Origin of the sequence: Mycoplasma sp. 2248 (genome assembly GCF_034863245.1) — a bacterium.
Classification (GTDB): Bacteria; Bacillota_I; Bacilli_A; order Mycoplasmatales; family Metamycoplasmataceae; genus Mycoplasmopsis.
In genome coordinates this window covers 1-16,815 of the sequence record NZ_JAYFFC010000002.1, presented here as the reverse complement: position 1 = coordinate 16,815, position 16,815 = coordinate 1, and the positions used below count along the sequence as shown (strand labels likewise).

Below are 16,815 nucleotides of genomic sequence, written 5' to 3'. Positions count from 1 at the left end.
AAAGTTCATCGGATTTAATTATTCTCCACCAACTTTACGTTTTGTAGTAGTTTTCTTAACTGCTGTGTTTGCTTTTTTAGCTGTTGTTTTTTTAGCAGCTAATTTAGCAGCAGCTTTTTTCTCAACTTCTGAAGCTTTAGAAGCTTTTGCTTTTTTAGCTTCATCTACTTTAGCTTTAGTTTCAGCTAAAACTGCTTCTTCAGCGTCTGATGGAACATAGTTTAATGTTGAACCTTCTTTTAAAGTAACCATAGCTTTTTTGTAACGGTTTGTAAATCCGTGGAAACGTCCTACGTTTTTAGCCTTTTTATCAACTTTGATTGTTCTAACTTTGTCAACTTTAACTTGGAAAATTGTTTCAACAGCTTGTGCAATTTGGAATTTGTTTGCGTGGAAGTCTACTTTGAATGTGTAAACACCTTTAGCTCTTTGAATGTCTGATTTTTCAGTTAAAACTGGAGCTTTAATGATTCTTGTTAATTCCATTATTTAATTCTCCCTTTTAATAATTCAAGACTTTCGTTTGAAACAATCATAACGTCAGCAGCAATAGCAGCTTCAACTGTTAATGAGTTAGCTTTAACAACTGTAACGTTTGGTAAGTTTCTAACTGATTTGTAAACCATTGTGTTTTCTGTAACAACTAAAACATGTTTTAAGTTTGCTACTTGTAATTCAGCTAATTTAGCAGCAACTGTTTTTGTTGAGATTGTGTCTAATGCTAAATCATCAACGATAACAGCTTGATCTTGTGCTAATAATGTTAAAGCTGAAATAAATGCACGGAATTTAACTTTCTTGTTAACTTTAAGTGAGTAGTTTCTGTTTGGTTTAGGTCCGAATGCTCTTCCCCCTCCAACTCAGATTGGTGAACGCATAGAACTGTGACGTGCTCTACCTGTTCCTTTTTGTCTTCAAGGTTTTTTACCTGAACCACTTACTTCTGAACGGTTTTTAACTTTGTGTGTTCCTTGTCTTCTTGATGCTCTCTCTGATAAGATTGAGTCAAATACTGCTTGTTCATAAATTTTTTCACTAGCAAATAATTGTGCTGGTAAATCTGCTTTATGAGCAACTTTAGCAACGTTTTTGTCTTTTTGAACTGTAACTTTAGCTGATTTTGAAGCAGCTGGTTTTGTTGAAGCTTTTTTAGCTGGAGCTGATTTAGGAGCAGCTTTTTTAGCTGTTTTAGATTTTTTAACTGTTTCTGCCATAAATTATTCTCCTTTGTTTGCTTCTGCAGCATCAATTAATTCTTGTAATTGTTGTGCGTTCATTCCAACTGTAACTTCAATGTTGAATTTTTTAGCTTTTTCAATAAGTTCGTTCATTAACATAGCTTCTTTAACGTTTACTAATTTAATTTCTTCACGGCTTGGTAATCCTTTAACCGCTTCTTTTACTACTACGAATGATTTTTTAGGCCCTGGAATTGAACCTTTGATTAATAATAAGTTGTTTTCTACATCTACTTTAACAACTTCTAAGTTTTGAACTGTTGTTTTAACATGTCCAAGGTGTCCTGGCATTGTCATACCTTTGTAAACACGGTTACCTGAGATATCCCCAAGTGATCCTGTTTGTCTAATAGGTTGAGATCCTCCACCTCCACCGTGAGATTTAGGTCCGATGTGTTGGTTATGTCTTTTAATTGTACCAGCGAACCCTTTCCCTTTTGATGTACCTGTAACGTCTACAAGTTCACCTGCTTTAAAAATGTCAGCTTTAATTAAATCTCCAAGTTCGTATCCTGACATATCACGAACTTCTTTAACGAAGCGCTTAGGTGTTGTTGAAGCTTTAGCAAAGTGACCGATTTCAGGTTTGTTTGCTCTACTTGCTTTTTTATCAGCTGTAGCAAGTTGTGTTGCAACGTAACCATCTTTGTCGTTTGTTAAAACTTTTGAAACAACATTTGGTTGTACTTCGATTACTGTAACAGGAACACTTTTTCCTGATTCAGTAAAGATTTGAGTCATACCAACTTTACGTCCTAAGATTCCTTTCATATTGTCTCCTTAAAAATTGAGTATTAAATTTGATTATTTAACTTTAACTTGAATATCCACACCAGCTGGTAATTCAAGTCTTTGTAATTGATCTTGAGTTTTAGCAGAAGGATCGGTAATTACAACTAATCTTTGGTGTGTTCTGCTTTCGAATTGTTCACGGCTTTTCTTGTTAACGTGAACAGATCTTAAGATAGTAATTTCATCTCTTTTTGTAGGTAAAGGAATTGGTCCACTTACTTTAGCATCTGTTGCTTTTGCAATTTCATAAATTCTTTTTGCAGCAGCATCAACTAATGCGTGGTCAAACCCTTTAACTTTGATGTTTAACTTACTCATTGTTGTCTCCTTTGTTCTTAATTTTGAACATAGCTCCTTTTAAAAACCCAACGTGTCCTCAACAACATTTTGGCACGTTGGCAACCTTAAAATTCATAGCTATAGTTGCTTATTGATTATATAGTAAAAATTAAAAAACAGAAACCGAAATTTCTGTTTTTATTTCTAGCAACTCCTCTCCGTGTATCAAGGAGCTTTTTCTTATGAAATTTTCTTTAAAATTCAGTTATTTAAAATCTGAAATGGAACGTATTCATAAGCTTTTTCTTGGATAGTTTGACCTTGTAGTAACATCATTGTGGGAACCTTTAAAACTTGTCATTTTGTATTAGGAACTCTAAATAATTGAGCCTCTTCAGCATCCACATTAATGAAACGAATTCCATGATTTCCTTCATATTCTTTAGCAATTTCCTCTACAATAGGTCTCATCATTTTACAATCACCACATCATTGAGTAGTGAAATTCAAGAAGATTAATTCGTTATCTTTATTAGCTTCAATTATTTTTTTAGCTTCTTCTCATTTTAAATTTTCAAACATATTCACCTCTAAACAGCTAAAAGTGATAAAGCGATCATAGGGTCTTTATCAGTTGCTTTAAATATTTTCTTTCTAATTGTTTTACGTAATTTTTCATTTAAATCATACATACGTTTGCAGCTATTTGATTTAACTACATCTACAATGATTTGTTTAATTAAGTTAGTCATTTGCTCTTGCTCAGAAATATCAATAACACCAACATAATTAATGTGTAATTGTCCTGTTAAGTTACGTGTTTTCGAATCGTACATAATATTGATTACAATAACACCTTCTCTACCTAAAAATTCTCTTTCAGAAATAACTTCAGATGAAATGTCTCCAACTCCAAAACCATCAATAATAGTAGTTCCAACTTCTTTAACTTTTCCGTTGTGACTAAATAATTTACCATCAATAAAGTGAGCTATTTTTCCATTCATTAAGACAAGTGTATTGATGTCTTGAACATTCTTAAGTTCATCATTAATGTATTCACTAGCTGAAACTAAATATCTGTATAAACCTTGAGCAGGCATGAATACATCTGGTTTAAGAACTTTTACAAGTGAAACCAAATCATCTCTTGTAGGTCTTACGTAGAAGAACATTTTTTCACTAATATCAAATAGGTTGTGCGTGATTTTAGCTATTTCATCCATTGTTTGTGCATAATCAGACTCAAGACCATTAACTGGTGGAGCTAACATAATCACAGTGTCAGTAGGTTTAATTTTTAAATAAACGTCATTATTTTCTGTAATTCTATTGAAACGTGAATAAAGTCTTTCAGTTGATGCAGTAATTAAAACAATAGCATTTGAATGTTTATTAATTTGTCTGTGGTCAATTAATTTTGGTAATGGCACTACTGTTGAGAATTTAGAAATTAAATCTAATAAATCAGCATATGTTTTTCCATATGGAACTACTGGTCTATTGTATTTGATTGCTAAATCTAAAACTTGTTGCAATGTAACCATTTCTTCACCATAGGCACCAACAATTATTTTTTCATCAGGATTTGCTTTCTTGAAAATATCATCAAGTTCGGTATATGCATTATATTTTTCAATCCCTCTACCTGAAACATTTGATTTACCAGCATCTGAAACAATAGCCACAATTTTTCTACCTTCAAAGTATTTTGCAAGTAATGGGAAGTAAACTTTTCCATAAATTCCTAAGTTACCTTCAACATAGTTAAACATAAATAAGTAGTCACCTGTTTTAGTTTGGAAGTTAAACCCAATATTCCCAGGCATTGAACCTGTTAGCCCAAAAGGAACGATTGTTAAATCACCAAATTGAAGTTTTTGTCTAATAACTTGAACTTGTCCTTTTTTAAGTTGAATATCGTATTTTGTAATTCTGTCAATAACTAAAACTTGATTAAATGCAGAAGTATAGATTTTAAGGTTAGGAATTTTCATTAACAATCAAGGGATTGCACTGAATGTTTCATTCTTAATGTCTGTGATGAATAAACCTTTAATTCTGTCTTTGTTTTTGATTAAATAATCAAAATTTGGAATAAGTGTATTAACACCATTTGACATATTTAAAGGCACCTTAGCACCTGCATTAACTATAAAAATGTCATCATTATATTCAAAAACATAACAGTTTTTACCGTTTTCGTCTTGTCCTCCAAGAGCGAAAATATTTACATTTTCCATATTTTTCTCTCTTTCATTATGTATTATGTGTTTTAAAAGTAAGGAATAATTAGTTTGCTAATTAATTTTTTAATTATAGCAAATTGATTTTTTGAGGGTAAAAATAAAAACACCTAATACATAGGTGTTTTAGTAATTAATTACTTAATGCAAATTACTTAACAACGTGTTCTGTAATTTGATCGTTTTCAACAACTAAGAAAGCGTCTCCTTGTTGAATTCCGTATGGTTCTAATGCTGAAACAGCATTTTCGTGATCTTGTTTTACAAGTGGGAATAATGATTCTGAATCAACTGAGTTTCATACTGATGAATATGAACCGAATGCATTGATTAATAATGGATCATTTACAATACCAATAACTGTTGAGTTAGGTCTGAATTTAGCAACTTCTTTTAATAAAGCTCCTGTTCTTGATAAAACAACAACATATTTGTATTTTCCTTCTTGTGCTTTTTGAGCTATTGAGTAAGCAATTTGTGAACGTTTGTTTGATTGATCTGAATTTTTTCAAACTTTTTCTAATTGAATTTCGTAGTAGTTTCTTGAGTAGAATTCTTTTTCTGCTCTTCTTGAAATAGCTGACATTGTTTTAACAGCCTCTAATGGGAATGAACCGTTTGCACTTTCTCCTGAAAGCATTGTTGAGTCAGCTCCTAATTCAACTGCGTAGTAAACGTCTGTAACTTCAGCACGTGTTGGGTGTGGTGAGTTTTCCATTGAGTCTAACATTTGTGTTGCAACGATAACTGGTTTACCAGCTTCACGACATTTTCTAATGAACATTTTTTCATAGTATGGAACATCGTAGTAAGGAATTTCTAATCCTAAGTCTCCACGAGCAACCATAATACCATCTGATGCTTCAATAATTTCATCAATGTTTACACATCCTAAGTGTGATTCAATTTTTGAGAAGATTTGAATGTGTTTTCCACCGTTGTCATCTAATAATTTTCTTAATTCTTTAACGTTTTTAGCTGAGTTAACGAATGAAGCAGCAACATAGTTAATTCCACTTTTAATTCCGAATTTAACGTCGTTGATGTCTTTTTCAGCTAAGAATGGTAATGAGAAGTCTACACCTGGTAAGTTAACACGTTTGTTTGTTTTTAATTTGTGTGTGTTTTCAGCTTTAACTTTTACGTAGCCATTTCCAACTTCTGTAACTACTGTTGATAATTTACCATCATCAATTAAAACTTGGTTTCCAACAGATAAGTCTTGTGCCATATCATATGCAACTGTAATTTCTGTTGATGTACCTTCGTGCGAAAGATATTTATCTTGTGTTGTGTAGATGATCATTTCTGTACCTGATTGCACAACTTGAGCTCCATCTTTCATTTTTCCAATACGAATTTCAGGTCCTTTAGTATCTAACATAAGAGAAACTGGAACTTTTAATTCTTGTGAAACTCTTTTTCCTAATGTAAATTTATTTAATTGTTCTTCGTGTGAACCGTGGCTAAAGTTTGCTCTAATTGTTGTTACACCATTTTGAACTAATGATAATAACATATCATAGTTATCACTTGATGGGCCAATTGTAGCAACTAATTTAGTTCTTTTATCAGTAATTTTCATATTGCTCCTAGTAATTAAATATATATTTAAAATATAAACATATTTTACAACATTTTTCAAGTTTTACCTTATGGTAGTTTGTAATTAGTTCTATATTTTTATTCCTATGCACAAGGAATAAAAAAACACAATGCGCTAATTGTTAGAACATTGTGTACACAAATAATTTATTAAGCTTGTTGATTTAAAAATGAAACATCTTGACTAAGTTCAATTGTATTATCACTTGTTAATGGAAATACAGATTTAGCAGTTAAATCATCTTTTGTAGCTTTTAAAACGTTTTGATTGAATACTAAATGAACATTTAATGTGTTATCTGTCATTGTAATTGTTGATTGTGCTCAATCAATTGCAACTAAATCATTGACTTGTAAATCAAAGTTAGCTTTGATAAATTCAGGTTTAGTTTCTTCATTTAAAGTAGTTACATAATCGTTTAATGCTTGAATAGATGAGTAGTTAGTTTTTAATTTTTCTTCACTTAATGTAAGTGATTTAGTAATTAATGTTGAATATTTATTATCTGCAGCAACTGTTGCAAATCCTGTTAACTCATAAACATATTGTTCTGTAGCTTCATTTTCACTATTTAGTTTCTTAAATTGTAAATATAAAGTTCCTGTTTCATCATTTGCATATGATGTAAATTCGATGTTTGACATAGTGTAGAAGATATTTTCAGTTGTTGCATCATCATTATAAACAAATGTAAATGATTTACCTGTGTCAGTTTTAGCAGCTTGTTCTGAAGTCATTGCATTTTGAGTTTTAAGTTCTGCTAATCATTTATCTTTGTTTCAATTTGTATCACCGATTTGAAGAATTGGAGAACTAGTAAATTCTGAAGCTAAATGAGTTGATTTATCTAATGAACCTGTTGAAACTAATGAATAATTTTCAATTGTCGGTCTAACAGCATCTAAGAATGATAAATCAACATTAGCATCAACTTTATTATTCTCTTCTAAATTAAACACTGATTGTGAACTTAAATTTTCTTTTGTAGCAGCTAATACATTTAAGTTGTATGAAAGACTTAATTTCATTATTTTGTCCTCAAATGCAACTTGCAGACTGCTTCAATTAAAATTAGTCAATTTAGATGATTCTTTTGTTGAGAAATGATTTTTAATAAATTCAACTTTTTTATCTTGCTCTAAGACTTCAAAGTGTGTTTTTAACGCGTCTGAAGATTTGAATTCTCTAAATAATTTTTCAGTATCAGCAGTTAATGTAGCAATCGTTAAATTAGCATATGGATTTTTAGTAGACAATGTTGCAAAACCAGTTAATTCAAAAATGTGAGTTTTAACTGTATTTGCATTTTTATCTTTAACTAACATTTTAAGCAATAATGTACCTGTTAAATCGTTTGCATATGAAACAAATTCAATTCTATAACCTTGATCTCTAGCTTCTTGAGCAATCGCATTAAATACCATTCCATTGCTTGCTGTTAATTCAAATGATTTAATATTATCAACTTGATTTTTATCACTTTCAGTTTGGATTTTAGCAGCTGTAAGTTCTTTAATTCAAGCTGAATTATCTCATCTTGTTCCACTAATAGGAACTAATGGATTTGTTACATATTCAGAAGCTAAATGTTTATCTTTAGTTAATGAACCGGTAACATTTAGATTAAAATCTGCATAATCTATATTAGTTTTTTTCTTTGATTGTTTAACCAATAATGCTGATGTAGCTGCTATTCCACCAAGAACAACAACTGAACCACCTAAAAGTAATAATGGTTTTAATGTTTGTTTAGTCAATTTCATTTTCATCTCCTGAAAGAGTTTGTGTTAAATCATCACTAAGTTGCTCAATTCCGACTTTTTTTTCTGAAGAAACTAAGAAATACTCAAAGTTTCCAAGTTCATTACGTAAGCTTTTAATGTGATTTAATAGTTGGTTTTTGTCTTTTTGTTTAAGTTTGTCAGTTTTTGTGAAAACTAACTTAAAGTTTATATTATTTGATATTAAAAAATTTAATTCAGGAACATCTGTATTAGTAATTCCGTGTCTAGAATCAATTAGTAAGTAAACACATCTAAGGTTTTCTCTTTCTATCAAATATTCATAAATCATCTTCATCATTTTATCTTTTTGAGTTTGCGAAATTTTTGCGTAACCATAACCTGGTAAGTCAACTAAAACTGCTCCAAATTCATTTTCAAAATAGTTAATTAATTGTGTACGACCTGGTGTCTTAGATGTTTTTGCTAATTTCTTATTTTCAACAATTGCATTGATTAATGAACTTTTTCCAACGTTTGAGCGACCTCAAAAAGCGACTTCATAATTTGGATGTTCGTATCAATTTGCCCTGTTTGTAGATGATTTAATAAATTTAAACATTGTCCTAAATTCCTTTTTTGTTTTGTTTTGCTTTTTCTATTTGTTCTTTATGTTGTTGTCTGATTTGAGTTGAAGAAATATTTGAGTTTTCATAATCAGGCATTATTATGATTGTTTCAAGACTATTATTTAAAGCATTATTTGCTGTAGCTAATTTGAGTTCATAATTAAAGTCAGTTTGATTTCTAGCACTACGTACAAGTCATTTTACATTTAATTGATGAGCTAAATCAGCTGTTAAATCAAAGTAGTTTTTTAAGACAACCACTTTATCGTTTTCTTGATATTTATTTTTAATTGCTTCAAAATTTTCTTCAATTCTTTCAATATTATCTTTATCAGGATTGTAAGTTACAACAACATAAAGTTTGTCAAAAAGCTCGGTAGCTTTTTGCACTATTGATTCGTGACCTTTATGAAATGGATCGAATGATCCAGGAAATAAAGCTATTTTAGTTTTGTTCATAAATTTTAATTGCATTTCTTGCAATAACTAATTCTTCATTTGTTCTAATTACATAAACTGGAACTTCTGAATCAGGTGCAGAAATTAAAGCGAATTCACCAATTGGTCCATAGTTAACTTCTGAATTTAATTTAATGTTTTTGAAGAATAATTTGTCTGCAATCATTTGTCTAATAATAGGTGTGTTTTCTCCAATTCCAGCTGTGAAAACAAGCGCATCTGGTTTACCACCAATTTTGTTTGCATAAACTGCTACATAGTCAGCAATTTTTTGTGAGTAAAGTTCAAGTGCAAATTGTGCATCTACATTTCCTTTGTTTGCTGCAGCACAAATATCTCTCATATCTGAAGAAATTGTAGAAACACCTAAAAGACCACTTTGTTTATTTAAAATATCTGTGAATTGATTGATGTCTAAACCTGATTCGTTCATAACAAATTGATGAATTGAAGGGTCAATGTCACCACTTCTTGTTCCCATCATTATTCCAGCTAATGGTGTCAGCCCCATTGATGTGTCAAATGATTTTGAATCTTTAACAGCACATAATGAACCGCCGTTTCCTAAGTGCATATTAACAAATGTTACAGTTTCTTTGTCTAAGATTTGAGCAAGTTTTTCTGTAATGTATTGGTGTGAAATTCCGTGAGCACCATATCTTTTGATTTCGTATTTTTCTACTAATTCTTTCGGTAGTGCATATGAGCTATTTACTTTGTTAATTGTTGTATGGAATGCTGTATCAAAGTCACCTGATAATTTAGCGTGTGGGAAAACTTTTCTAAATCCGTAAATTGATTGCACTGCTCCTGGGTTGTGTAATGGTGCATAAATTGAAACTTTATCTACAATGTTAATTACTTCATCTGTGATTTTTGCTGTATTGTTAAAGTATGTACCACCTTGAACAATTCTAAATCCAATGTACTCAATTTCTTCTGGTTGGTGGATTAAGTTAATTTCTTCCATTAATTCATATAATTTGTTAACAGCAACTTCGTGATTTGGCATTGCTACTGTTTTTTCAAATTTTTGACCATTGAATTTAATTGAAATAGCTCCCTCAGGTAATGTAATTCTTTCAGCAATACCACTAGCGATTAATTCTAATGATTCTTTATCAAATAAACTTAATTTAATTGAGCTACTTCCTGCATTGATTACTAAAACTTTTTTATTCATTATTACTCCTTGTTTGTGTTTAAAATCGAAATAAGAATTGTTCCTATTATATCTTTTGTCGTTGCTCCCCTTGATAAGTCTGCAACGGTTTGATTAAATCCTAAAACAAAAGGACCATACGCATTGAATTTACCTAACTGCTGAATAAATTTGTAAGATATATTAGCTGAATTTAAATCAGGAAACACAAATACATTAGCATCTTGGTAATTAAATAAATCTTTTTTCTCTCTTATTTTGTTATTTAACGCTGCATCAACTTGAACTTCACTTGCATACACATTTTCATGTGGATATTTTTCTGAAAACAATTTTGCTGCATTTGACATTTTTAAAGCTTGTGCACTTGAGTTTGAACCATTTGTTGAAAAGGACATAAATGCACCAGTTGGTTTATCAAGAACTTTTTTGCTAAAGTCCATAGCATTTTTAGTTATATCAACTAATTGTTCTTCAGTTGGTTCAATAATAAAAGAAGGATCAGAAACTACATAAGTTTGTGATTTTTTATTAAGCACCATTGCTGATGAAATTGTGGTTGTTGTTTTATCTAAAACCCTTAGAGCACTACGATAAAATGATTTTGAAGTTGTGTTATATCCACCCACAACAACGTCATATTTTTGTGTTTTAGCAATGTGCATACCAATGATGTTTCTAGTGTTTGAATCAAACTCAAGGTCAAGTTGATTTAAATCTAAATTAGGTTGTTTTTTTAATCTAGATTGTATGTAGTTTTGCTTAACTTTTTGGATTTGGTCAAATGAGACAAAAACATCATGTTTATCATTTGAGTTTTCAAATGATAAGTAGTTGATTATGATGTTTTTATTGAGCATTAATTTGTTTATTCAGAATCTTTGAGAAGGTGAATAAGTATCTATTAAAAGCACTGTGTATTGGTGCTTTTTATGTTTAATTTTTCAAAATATTGAGTGTAAAAGCATAGTATCCTTTTTAGTTTGTTATATTATACCAATAGTTTAGTTTTATGTAATTGTATATAACTAAGTTATTTAGTGTTAAATAAAAAAATATCAGTTTGAATGTAAACTGATATCTATATATAAAACTCATATTTATTATTAAAAAGTAAAGATTAAACTAATTCAATAATTGCCATACGTGTTGAATCACCTTGACGACGAGGTAATTTAATAATCCTTGTGTATCCACCGTTTCTTTGTGAGTATTTTGGTGCAATATCATCAAATAAGTATGATAATACAGCTTTACCATCTTTAGTTTTAATTGGACGTAAGAAACCTGCAACAGCACGTCTGTTTGCTAATGTAGGGTTTTTAGCTTTTTGAATCATTTTTTCAGCGTGTCTTCTTAATTCTTTTGCTCTTGTTAAAGTTGTAACAATTCTCCCGTTTACGTATAATTCACTAACAAGTGAACGCATCACACCGTTTCTTCATTTAGTGTCACGTGAATAGATTTGTGTTGGGTTTGCCATATTACTCATCTCCTTCTCTTAATTCAAAACCGTAATCTTTAACTTTATCAATGATTTCTTGAATTGATTTTCTACCTAAGTTTTTTGTTTGCTCTAATTGTGAAACTGTAAGTTCTCTAATTTGTGATAATTTAGTTTTCTTAATTTTTCTAAGTGCATTAGCTGAACGAACTGATAAGTTCATTTGTGAAATATCGATATCATCTTCTTGTTTTTCTTCTGGTTTTTCAACGATTTCCTCAAAGATATCAACTTTCATTTTATCTGTATCTCCGATTACTTCAAGAAGACCAATTAAAATGTCAGCTGCTTGTCTAAGAGCATCTTTTGCATCTACTGTTCCATCTGTTTCAATGTTAAACTCAAGTTCTTCTTCAATTCTGTTTGAAGCTGAGTTCATTTCTTTGATGTTGTAGTAAACTTTTTTGATTGGTGAGAAGTTTGAATCAACTGCGATAAATTCACCTTTTTTAATGTCACTCATTGGAGCTAAATCATCTTTTTTACGTTTAGAAATGTAAGCTTTGTTTTCATCAAAAGAAACAAATCCACGTCCTGAACGTAAGTAAATTTCAACATTAAGAGCCTTAGCATTCATAACTGTAGCTAACTTAATGTTTGTATCAATAACTTGAACACCTGGGTGTGAAACTACTTTAAGTGATCTTGAAGTAACTTCTCCAGGAGCTTCCGATTGTAATGTAACTTTTACAATTTCATTGTCTTTAACAATGTTAGGGTTGTAAGCAAAACGAACTTTACGTAAATTCATTAATAAAGTAATAACATCTTCTGTAACATCTTTGATTGTTTGGAATTCATGATCAACACCTTCGATTTTAACTGCAAATGGTGCTAATGATGAAATTGTTGATAATAATGTTCTTCTTAAAGGAACAGCTAATGTATTACCAAAACCTCTTTCAAGACCTCTTAATACAAAAGTTGTTTCAGCAACATCATCTCTTTTGTGGATTACAGGTTTATCTAAGTAAACCAATTTTTTCATTTTTTCCATTGTTTACCTCTTTTGAATTATTTTTTCATACGTTCACGTTTTAAGATACGTTTTGGTGGTCTTGTTCCGTTGTGTGGAACTGGTGTAACATCTTTGATTTCTGTTACTGTAATACCGCTAACTTCGATTTGTTTTCTAGCAGCATCTTTTCCAGCTCCAAGACCTTTTAATTCAACTTTAACTGTTTTGATTCCGTGTTCTTTAGCAGCTTCAGCAGCAGCTTGCGCAGCTAAACCGGCAGCATATGGAGTTTTCTTTTTAGTACCTTTGTATCCAATTGCTCCTGCTGAACTTCAAGCAATAACATTCCCGTTTTCATCAGCAAAAGTAACAATTGTGTTTTGGTTTGTTGAGTGGATGTGTGCTACACCACTTGTAATGTTCTTTTTCTTAGTTTTACGAGCCATTATTATTTACCTTTCTTTCCTGCTACAGTTTTTCTTGGACCCTTACGTGTACGAGCATTCTTTTGAGTACTTTGTCCACGAACTGGTAATCCTTTACGGTGTCTCATTCCACGGTAGCATTTGATTTCCATTAAACGTTTGATGTTTAATGAAACTTCTCTACGTAAGTCACCTTCTGTTGTGTAAACTTTAGCTGCTTCACGAATTCTTGATAATTCTTCTTCTGATAAATCTTTTACACGAGCATCTTCGCTAATGTTTGCTACTTTACAAATTTCTTTTGCTAATGTTCTTCCAATTCCATAAATGTATGTTAATGAAATAACAACACGTTTATTGTTTGGGATTTCGACGTTTAAAATTCTAGCCATTTAAAATCCTTTCTAATGATTACCCTTGTCTTTGTTTGTGTTTTGGTTGAACACAAATAACACGGATAATTCCTCTACGTTTAATGATTTTACAGTCTTTACACATTTTTTTAACACTTGCTCTAACTTTCATTAGTTCTCCTTATTACTTGTGTCTGTAAGTAATACGTCCTTGTGTTGTATCATAAGGACTTACTTCGACATCAACTGAATCACCTGGTAAGATACGAATGTGGTTAATTCTCATCTTTCCAGAAATATGAGCTTTAATTGTGATGCCATTTTCAAGTTCTACTAAATAATCATCAATTGTAAAAACTTCTTTGACAACACCTTTTATTTTAATAGCATCTTTTGCCAATTAGATTCCTTTCGTTAACACGATTCCTTTTCCATTTTTGATGAGTACAGTGTGTTCATAATGAGCTGTTCTTGTATTATTGGCGCTAACTATTGTTCACCCATCTCTAAGTTGAATAAATTTATTAGTTTGGGCAATCATTGGCTCAATACAAATTACCATACCATCTTTAAGTAATGGACCAGTTCCTTTTTTACCTTCATTGAAAATATTAGGATCTTCATGTAATCTTCTTCCGATTCCATGACCACAAAAGTCTCTTGGTGTAAATAAACCGTGCTTATGGATATATTCACCTATTGCATAAGATATATCACCTGTTCTAGCACCTTTTTTAATCGCTTTTAATCCAGCTTGAAAAGCTCCTTTAGCTACATCAATAAGTTTCTGATCTAGAGGCGAAACTTTTCCGACCGGTTTAGTGAAGGCACTATCACTATAAAAACCTTCTCAGATGCATCCTAAGTCAACACTAACAATGTCACCTTCTTCTACGATACGATCTGTAGGTATTCCATGGATCAATTGTTCATTAACTGATATACATGCTGTACTTGGAAAACCTTGATAACCTTTAAATGCAGGTTTGGCTCCACGTTTGATTATTTCTTTAAAAGCCAATTGATCAATATCTTTTAAAGAAACCCCTGGTCTTACAAAGTCTCAAACTATTTGCTTGACTTCTGCCAAGATTTGACAAGATTTGGTAATCTTTTGAATTTCTTCTTCTGTTTTTACTCAAGACATAATTAGATCACCTTTCTCTGTAAAAAATAAAATAATCTAACATATATGTTAGATATTTTAAAGTTTATTTATTTTATCACTTTTTTGCAAAATTTCAAGTACCTGTTTTGCAACTTCTTCAGGTGTAGCTGAAGCATCTACAACTCTTAATTCATCAAGTGATTTGTAGTAGTCAATTAATGGTTTTGTTTGTTCTTCATAGATTTTTAATCTGTGTTCAATACGTTCAGGTGTGTCGTCTGCACGTTGAACAATTTGATTAGAACAAACATCACAAACACCTTCTGCTTTAGGTGGTTGGAAGTCTACATGGTAACCAGCACCACAATTTACACATGTTCTTCTACCACTTAAACGCTTAATGATTTCTTCATTATTTACTTGAAGCTCAATAACTACAAATTCAAAGTCTTTAAGTGAATTTAAGAACTCGGCTTGGGCTTTAGTTCTAGGAAAACCATCTAGGATAAAAAATTCGTTATTTTCTTTTAATTTTAAGATTGCATTTTCAACAATTTTATTTGTGATTTCATCAGGTACATATCCACCTGTTGTCACAATGTTTTGAACTTTAAGACCAAGTTCAGTTTTTTGTGCTATTTCGTTTCTAAAAATGTTACCTGTTGATAAATGAATTAAATTGCTTGTTTTTGACAACAAAGAAGCAACAGTACCTTTTCCTGCTCCTGGTTGTCCCATAAAAATCACATTTTTATTTATTTTATTTATCATAATAAACCTTCTACGTTTTCTGCTGAGTTGCTTTCAATATTTTTAATTGACTCTCTTTTTGCTTTTGATAAATTATTTGATTTAATTCTTGCTTGTAATTGCCCTACTGTTTCAAGTGCAACACTTACTAAAATCATAAGTCCTGTACCACCAAACGAAATTACACTAGGTAAAATGCCTGCCATAATTTCAATAAATTGCATACTTCCTAATGCTAATAAATAGAATGATGAAAATACACTTAATCTAAATACAATCCCAATTAAGTAATCTTGTGTTTCTTCTCCTGGTCTTACACCTGGAATAAATGTTGAATTTTTAGCAAAATCTTCAGCTATCTTATCAACTTTTGATTGTTGAATACCCATAACTAATGAGAAAGCAAAAATAATAACTATAAGTAATGTAAATCCAATTGGTTGAGTAAATTGCATATTTTGGTTAATTCATTGTTTTGATGCATTATCATCTGGTAGTATGTTTGCAATCATTGTTGGGAATGATAAAACCATCATAGCAAAGATAATAGGCATAATTCCAGCTGGATTTAGTTTAATAGGTAAATAACCAATGTCTTTTTTAGATTTAGATCTACCTGCTCCTATTTGTTGAATAGGTACATGTCTTTCTGCTACATAAACAATAGCTATAATCATTAAAACAAGTAAGTAAACAAGTATATATGTAAAGAAGTTGACTATACCAACAAGTGCGCCACTTGAACCAGATAAATCAACACCTATGTAATGTAAGAATGCTTCTTTAAATTGGAATGGTAATCTAGCAGCAATACCTGTGAAAATAATTAAACTTGTTCCATTTCCGATTCCTTTATTTGTGATTTGTTCTGAAATAAATAAAGCAAATAATGAAGCAGAAGTTAAAACCATCGGGATCATAAAGAATGTTAAAAATTCTTTTGATACAATTCCGTATCCATCCAACTCAATGAATTGACTATTTCCATTACCAAGTGTTTTAATTAAGAAAACAGCTTGTGGATAAGCAATAACAATTGTTAACAATCTAGTAATAATATTTATTTTTCTTCTACCTTGCGGCCCACTCTGACTTAATTTATAAATTGGAGGGAATATTTTTGATTGTAAAATCATCATTATAAGAGAAGCATTAATAAATGGACTAATACCTAAAGCAAATAGCGAGAACTGTCTAAGTCCTCCACCACCAATTAAGTTTAATGTATTTAAAAAAGAGTTACTACTAATTGCGTCTTCATTTTTAATCTTTACAAATGGTAATGTTATAGTCGTTCCTAAAATATAGATAGCCAACATGAGTAAAGTAAAAATAGCCTTCTTCGTTAAATCCTTATTTGTGAAGAATGCTCTTAATCTATTTTTTGTTTTATAGATTAAATTACCCAATGTGCTCGCCCCTTTTTTAAAATATATTGGTATTATATAACAAAATATTTTTTTTCATAGTTTGAGTTAATAAAAAAACACCATTAAAGGTGTCAAATATTCTTTGAAAACTGAATAGTTATTTTAATAATTCATTAAAATGTCTGAATACATCTTAATATACTTTTAAACCTATC

General features: G+C 30.7%; 20 protein-coding genes and 1 pseudogene. All 21 read right to left on the bottom strand.

Annotated features, from left to right (window positions below; translation table 4 throughout):
* Window positions 1–18 precede the first annotated feature (18 nt).
* The 21 genes and pseudogenes from rplW to secY all read right to left on the bottom strand — a co-directional run bounded on the left by rplW (window position 19) and on the right by secY (window position 16,639).
* Window positions 19–486, bottom strand: coding sequence for a 50S ribosomal protein L23 (gene rplW, locus VBM91_RS00585; protein WP_323188671.1), 468 nt, complete (start codon window positions 484–486; stop codon window positions 19–21).
* On the bottom strand, window positions 486–1,214 hold the full coding sequence (rplD, locus tag VBM91_RS00580) for a 50S ribosomal protein L4 (protein WP_323188937.1): 729 nt from the start codon (window positions 1,212–1,214) through the stop codon (window positions 486–488). The genes rplW and rplD overlap by 1 nt, the downstream gene beginning before the upstream one ends.
* Before the next feature lie 171 nt (window positions 1,215–1,385).
* Window positions 1,386–2,009, bottom strand: a pseudogene (rplC, locus tag VBM91_RS00575) (50S ribosomal protein L3); the annotation flags it as partial.
* A 33-nt stretch (window positions 2,010–2,042) separates the two neighbouring features.
* Window positions 2,043–2,348, bottom strand: coding sequence for a 30S ribosomal protein S10 (rpsJ, locus tag VBM91_RS00570; protein WP_257089286.1), 306 nt, complete (start codon window positions 2,346–2,348; stop codon window positions 2,043–2,045).
* A 201-nt stretch (window positions 2,349–2,549) separates the two neighbouring features.
* Complete coding sequence (locus tag VBM91_RS00565) at window positions 2,550–2,891, bottom strand: thioredoxin family protein (RefSeq protein WP_323188936.1); 342 nt, start codon at window positions 2,889–2,891, stop codon at window positions 2,550–2,552.
* An 8-nt stretch (window positions 2,892–2,899) separates the two neighbouring features.
* Window positions 2,900–4,552 (bottom strand): ribonuclease J, encoded by a 1,653-nt coding sequence (locus VBM91_RS00560; RefSeq protein ID WP_323188673.1) that lies wholly within the window; start codon window positions 4,550–4,552, stop codon window positions 2,900–2,902.
* A 154-nt stretch (window positions 4,553–4,706) separates the two neighbouring features.
* The gene (gene pyk, locus VBM91_RS00555; RefSeq protein ID WP_323176682.1) at window positions 4,707–6,140 is read right to left on the bottom strand and encodes a pyruvate kinase; all 1,434 of its coding nucleotides are present in this window, start codon (window positions 6,138–6,140) and stop codon (window positions 4,707–4,709) included.
* Window positions 6,141–6,310: 170 nt separating this feature from the next.
* The gene (locus VBM91_RS00550; RefSeq protein ID WP_323188935.1) at window positions 6,311–7,924 is read right to left on the bottom strand and encodes an MAG1430 family protein; all 1,614 of its coding nucleotides are present in this window, start codon (window positions 7,922–7,924) and stop codon (window positions 6,311–6,313) included.
* A complete protein-coding gene (yihA, locus tag VBM91_RS00545) occupies window positions 7,911–8,504 on the bottom strand; it encodes a ribosome biogenesis GTP-binding protein YihA/YsxC (RefSeq protein WP_323188934.1) in 594 nt (197 codons plus the stop codon). Before yihA ends, VBM91_RS00550 begins: the two co-directional genes overlap by 14 nt.
* A 4-nt stretch (window positions 8,505–8,508) precedes the next feature.
* Window positions 8,509–8,970, bottom strand: coding sequence for a pantetheine-phosphate adenylyltransferase (gene coaD / locus VBM91_RS00540; protein ID WP_323188677.1), 462 nt, complete (start codon window positions 8,968–8,970; stop codon window positions 8,509–8,511).
* Entirely contained in the window at window positions 8,957–10,153 is a 1,197-nt protein-coding gene (locus VBM91_RS00535; protein ID WP_323188678.1) for an acetate/propionate family kinase, read from the bottom strand. Before VBM91_RS00535 ends, coaD begins: the two co-directional genes overlap by 14 nt.
* A 2-nt stretch (window positions 10,154–10,155) precedes the next feature.
* Entirely contained in the window at window positions 10,156–11,100 is a 945-nt protein-coding gene (locus VBM91_RS00530) for a phosphate acyltransferase (RefSeq protein ID WP_323188679.1), read from the bottom strand.
* 152 nt (window positions 11,101–11,252) lie between these two features.
* Complete coding sequence (gene rplQ / locus VBM91_RS00525) at window positions 11,253–11,624, bottom strand: 50S ribosomal protein L17 (protein ID WP_323176688.1); 372 nt, start codon at window positions 11,622–11,624, stop codon at window positions 11,253–11,255.
* A complete protein-coding gene (locus VBM91_RS00520; protein WP_323188680.1) occupies window positions 11,617–12,633 on the bottom strand; it encodes a DNA-directed RNA polymerase subunit alpha in 1,017 nt (338 codons plus the stop codon). The genes rplQ and VBM91_RS00520 overlap by 8 nt, the downstream gene beginning before the upstream one ends.
* Window positions 12,634–12,650: 17 nt before the next feature.
* Window positions 12,651–13,040 carry a 30S ribosomal protein S11 gene (gene rpsK, locus VBM91_RS00515; RefSeq protein WP_257089267.1) on the bottom strand — a complete coding sequence of 130 codons (390 nt, stop codon included), beginning with the start codon at window positions 13,038–13,040 and terminating at the stop codon, window positions 12,651–12,653.
* Window positions 13,041–13,042: 2 nt separating this feature from the next.
* Window positions 13,043–13,411, bottom strand: a complete 369-nt coding sequence (gene rpsM / locus VBM91_RS00510) for a 30S ribosomal protein S13 (RefSeq protein ID WP_257089265.1) — start codon at window positions 13,409–13,411, stop codon at window positions 13,043–13,045.
* Window positions 13,412–13,430: 19 nt separating this feature from the next.
* The gene (gene rpmJ / locus VBM91_RS00505) at window positions 13,431–13,544 is read right to left on the bottom strand and encodes a 50S ribosomal protein L36 (RefSeq protein WP_257089263.1); all 114 of its coding nucleotides are present in this window, start codon (window positions 13,542–13,544) and stop codon (window positions 13,431–13,433) included.
* A 12-nt stretch (window positions 13,545–13,556) separates the two neighbouring features.
* Window positions 13,557–13,772 (bottom strand): translation initiation factor IF-1, encoded by a 216-nt coding sequence (infA, locus tag VBM91_RS00500; protein ID WP_323188681.1) that lies wholly within the window; start codon window positions 13,770–13,772, stop codon window positions 13,557–13,559.
* The gene (map, locus tag VBM91_RS00495; RefSeq protein ID WP_323188682.1) at window positions 13,773–14,519 is read right to left on the bottom strand and encodes a type I methionyl aminopeptidase; all 747 of its coding nucleotides are present in this window, start codon (window positions 14,517–14,519) and stop codon (window positions 13,773–13,775) included.
* Window positions 14,520–14,576: 57 nt separating this feature from the next.
* Window positions 14,577–15,251, bottom strand: coding sequence for a nucleoside monophosphate kinase (locus VBM91_RS00490; protein WP_323188683.1), 675 nt, complete (start codon window positions 15,249–15,251; stop codon window positions 14,577–14,579).
* Window positions 15,245–16,639, bottom strand: coding sequence for a preprotein translocase subunit SecY (gene secY, locus VBM91_RS00485; protein WP_323188684.1), 1,395 nt, complete (start codon window positions 16,637–16,639; stop codon window positions 15,245–15,247). The genes VBM91_RS00490 and secY overlap by 7 nt, the downstream gene beginning before the upstream one ends.
* Window positions 16,640–16,815: the final 176 nt, after the last annotated feature.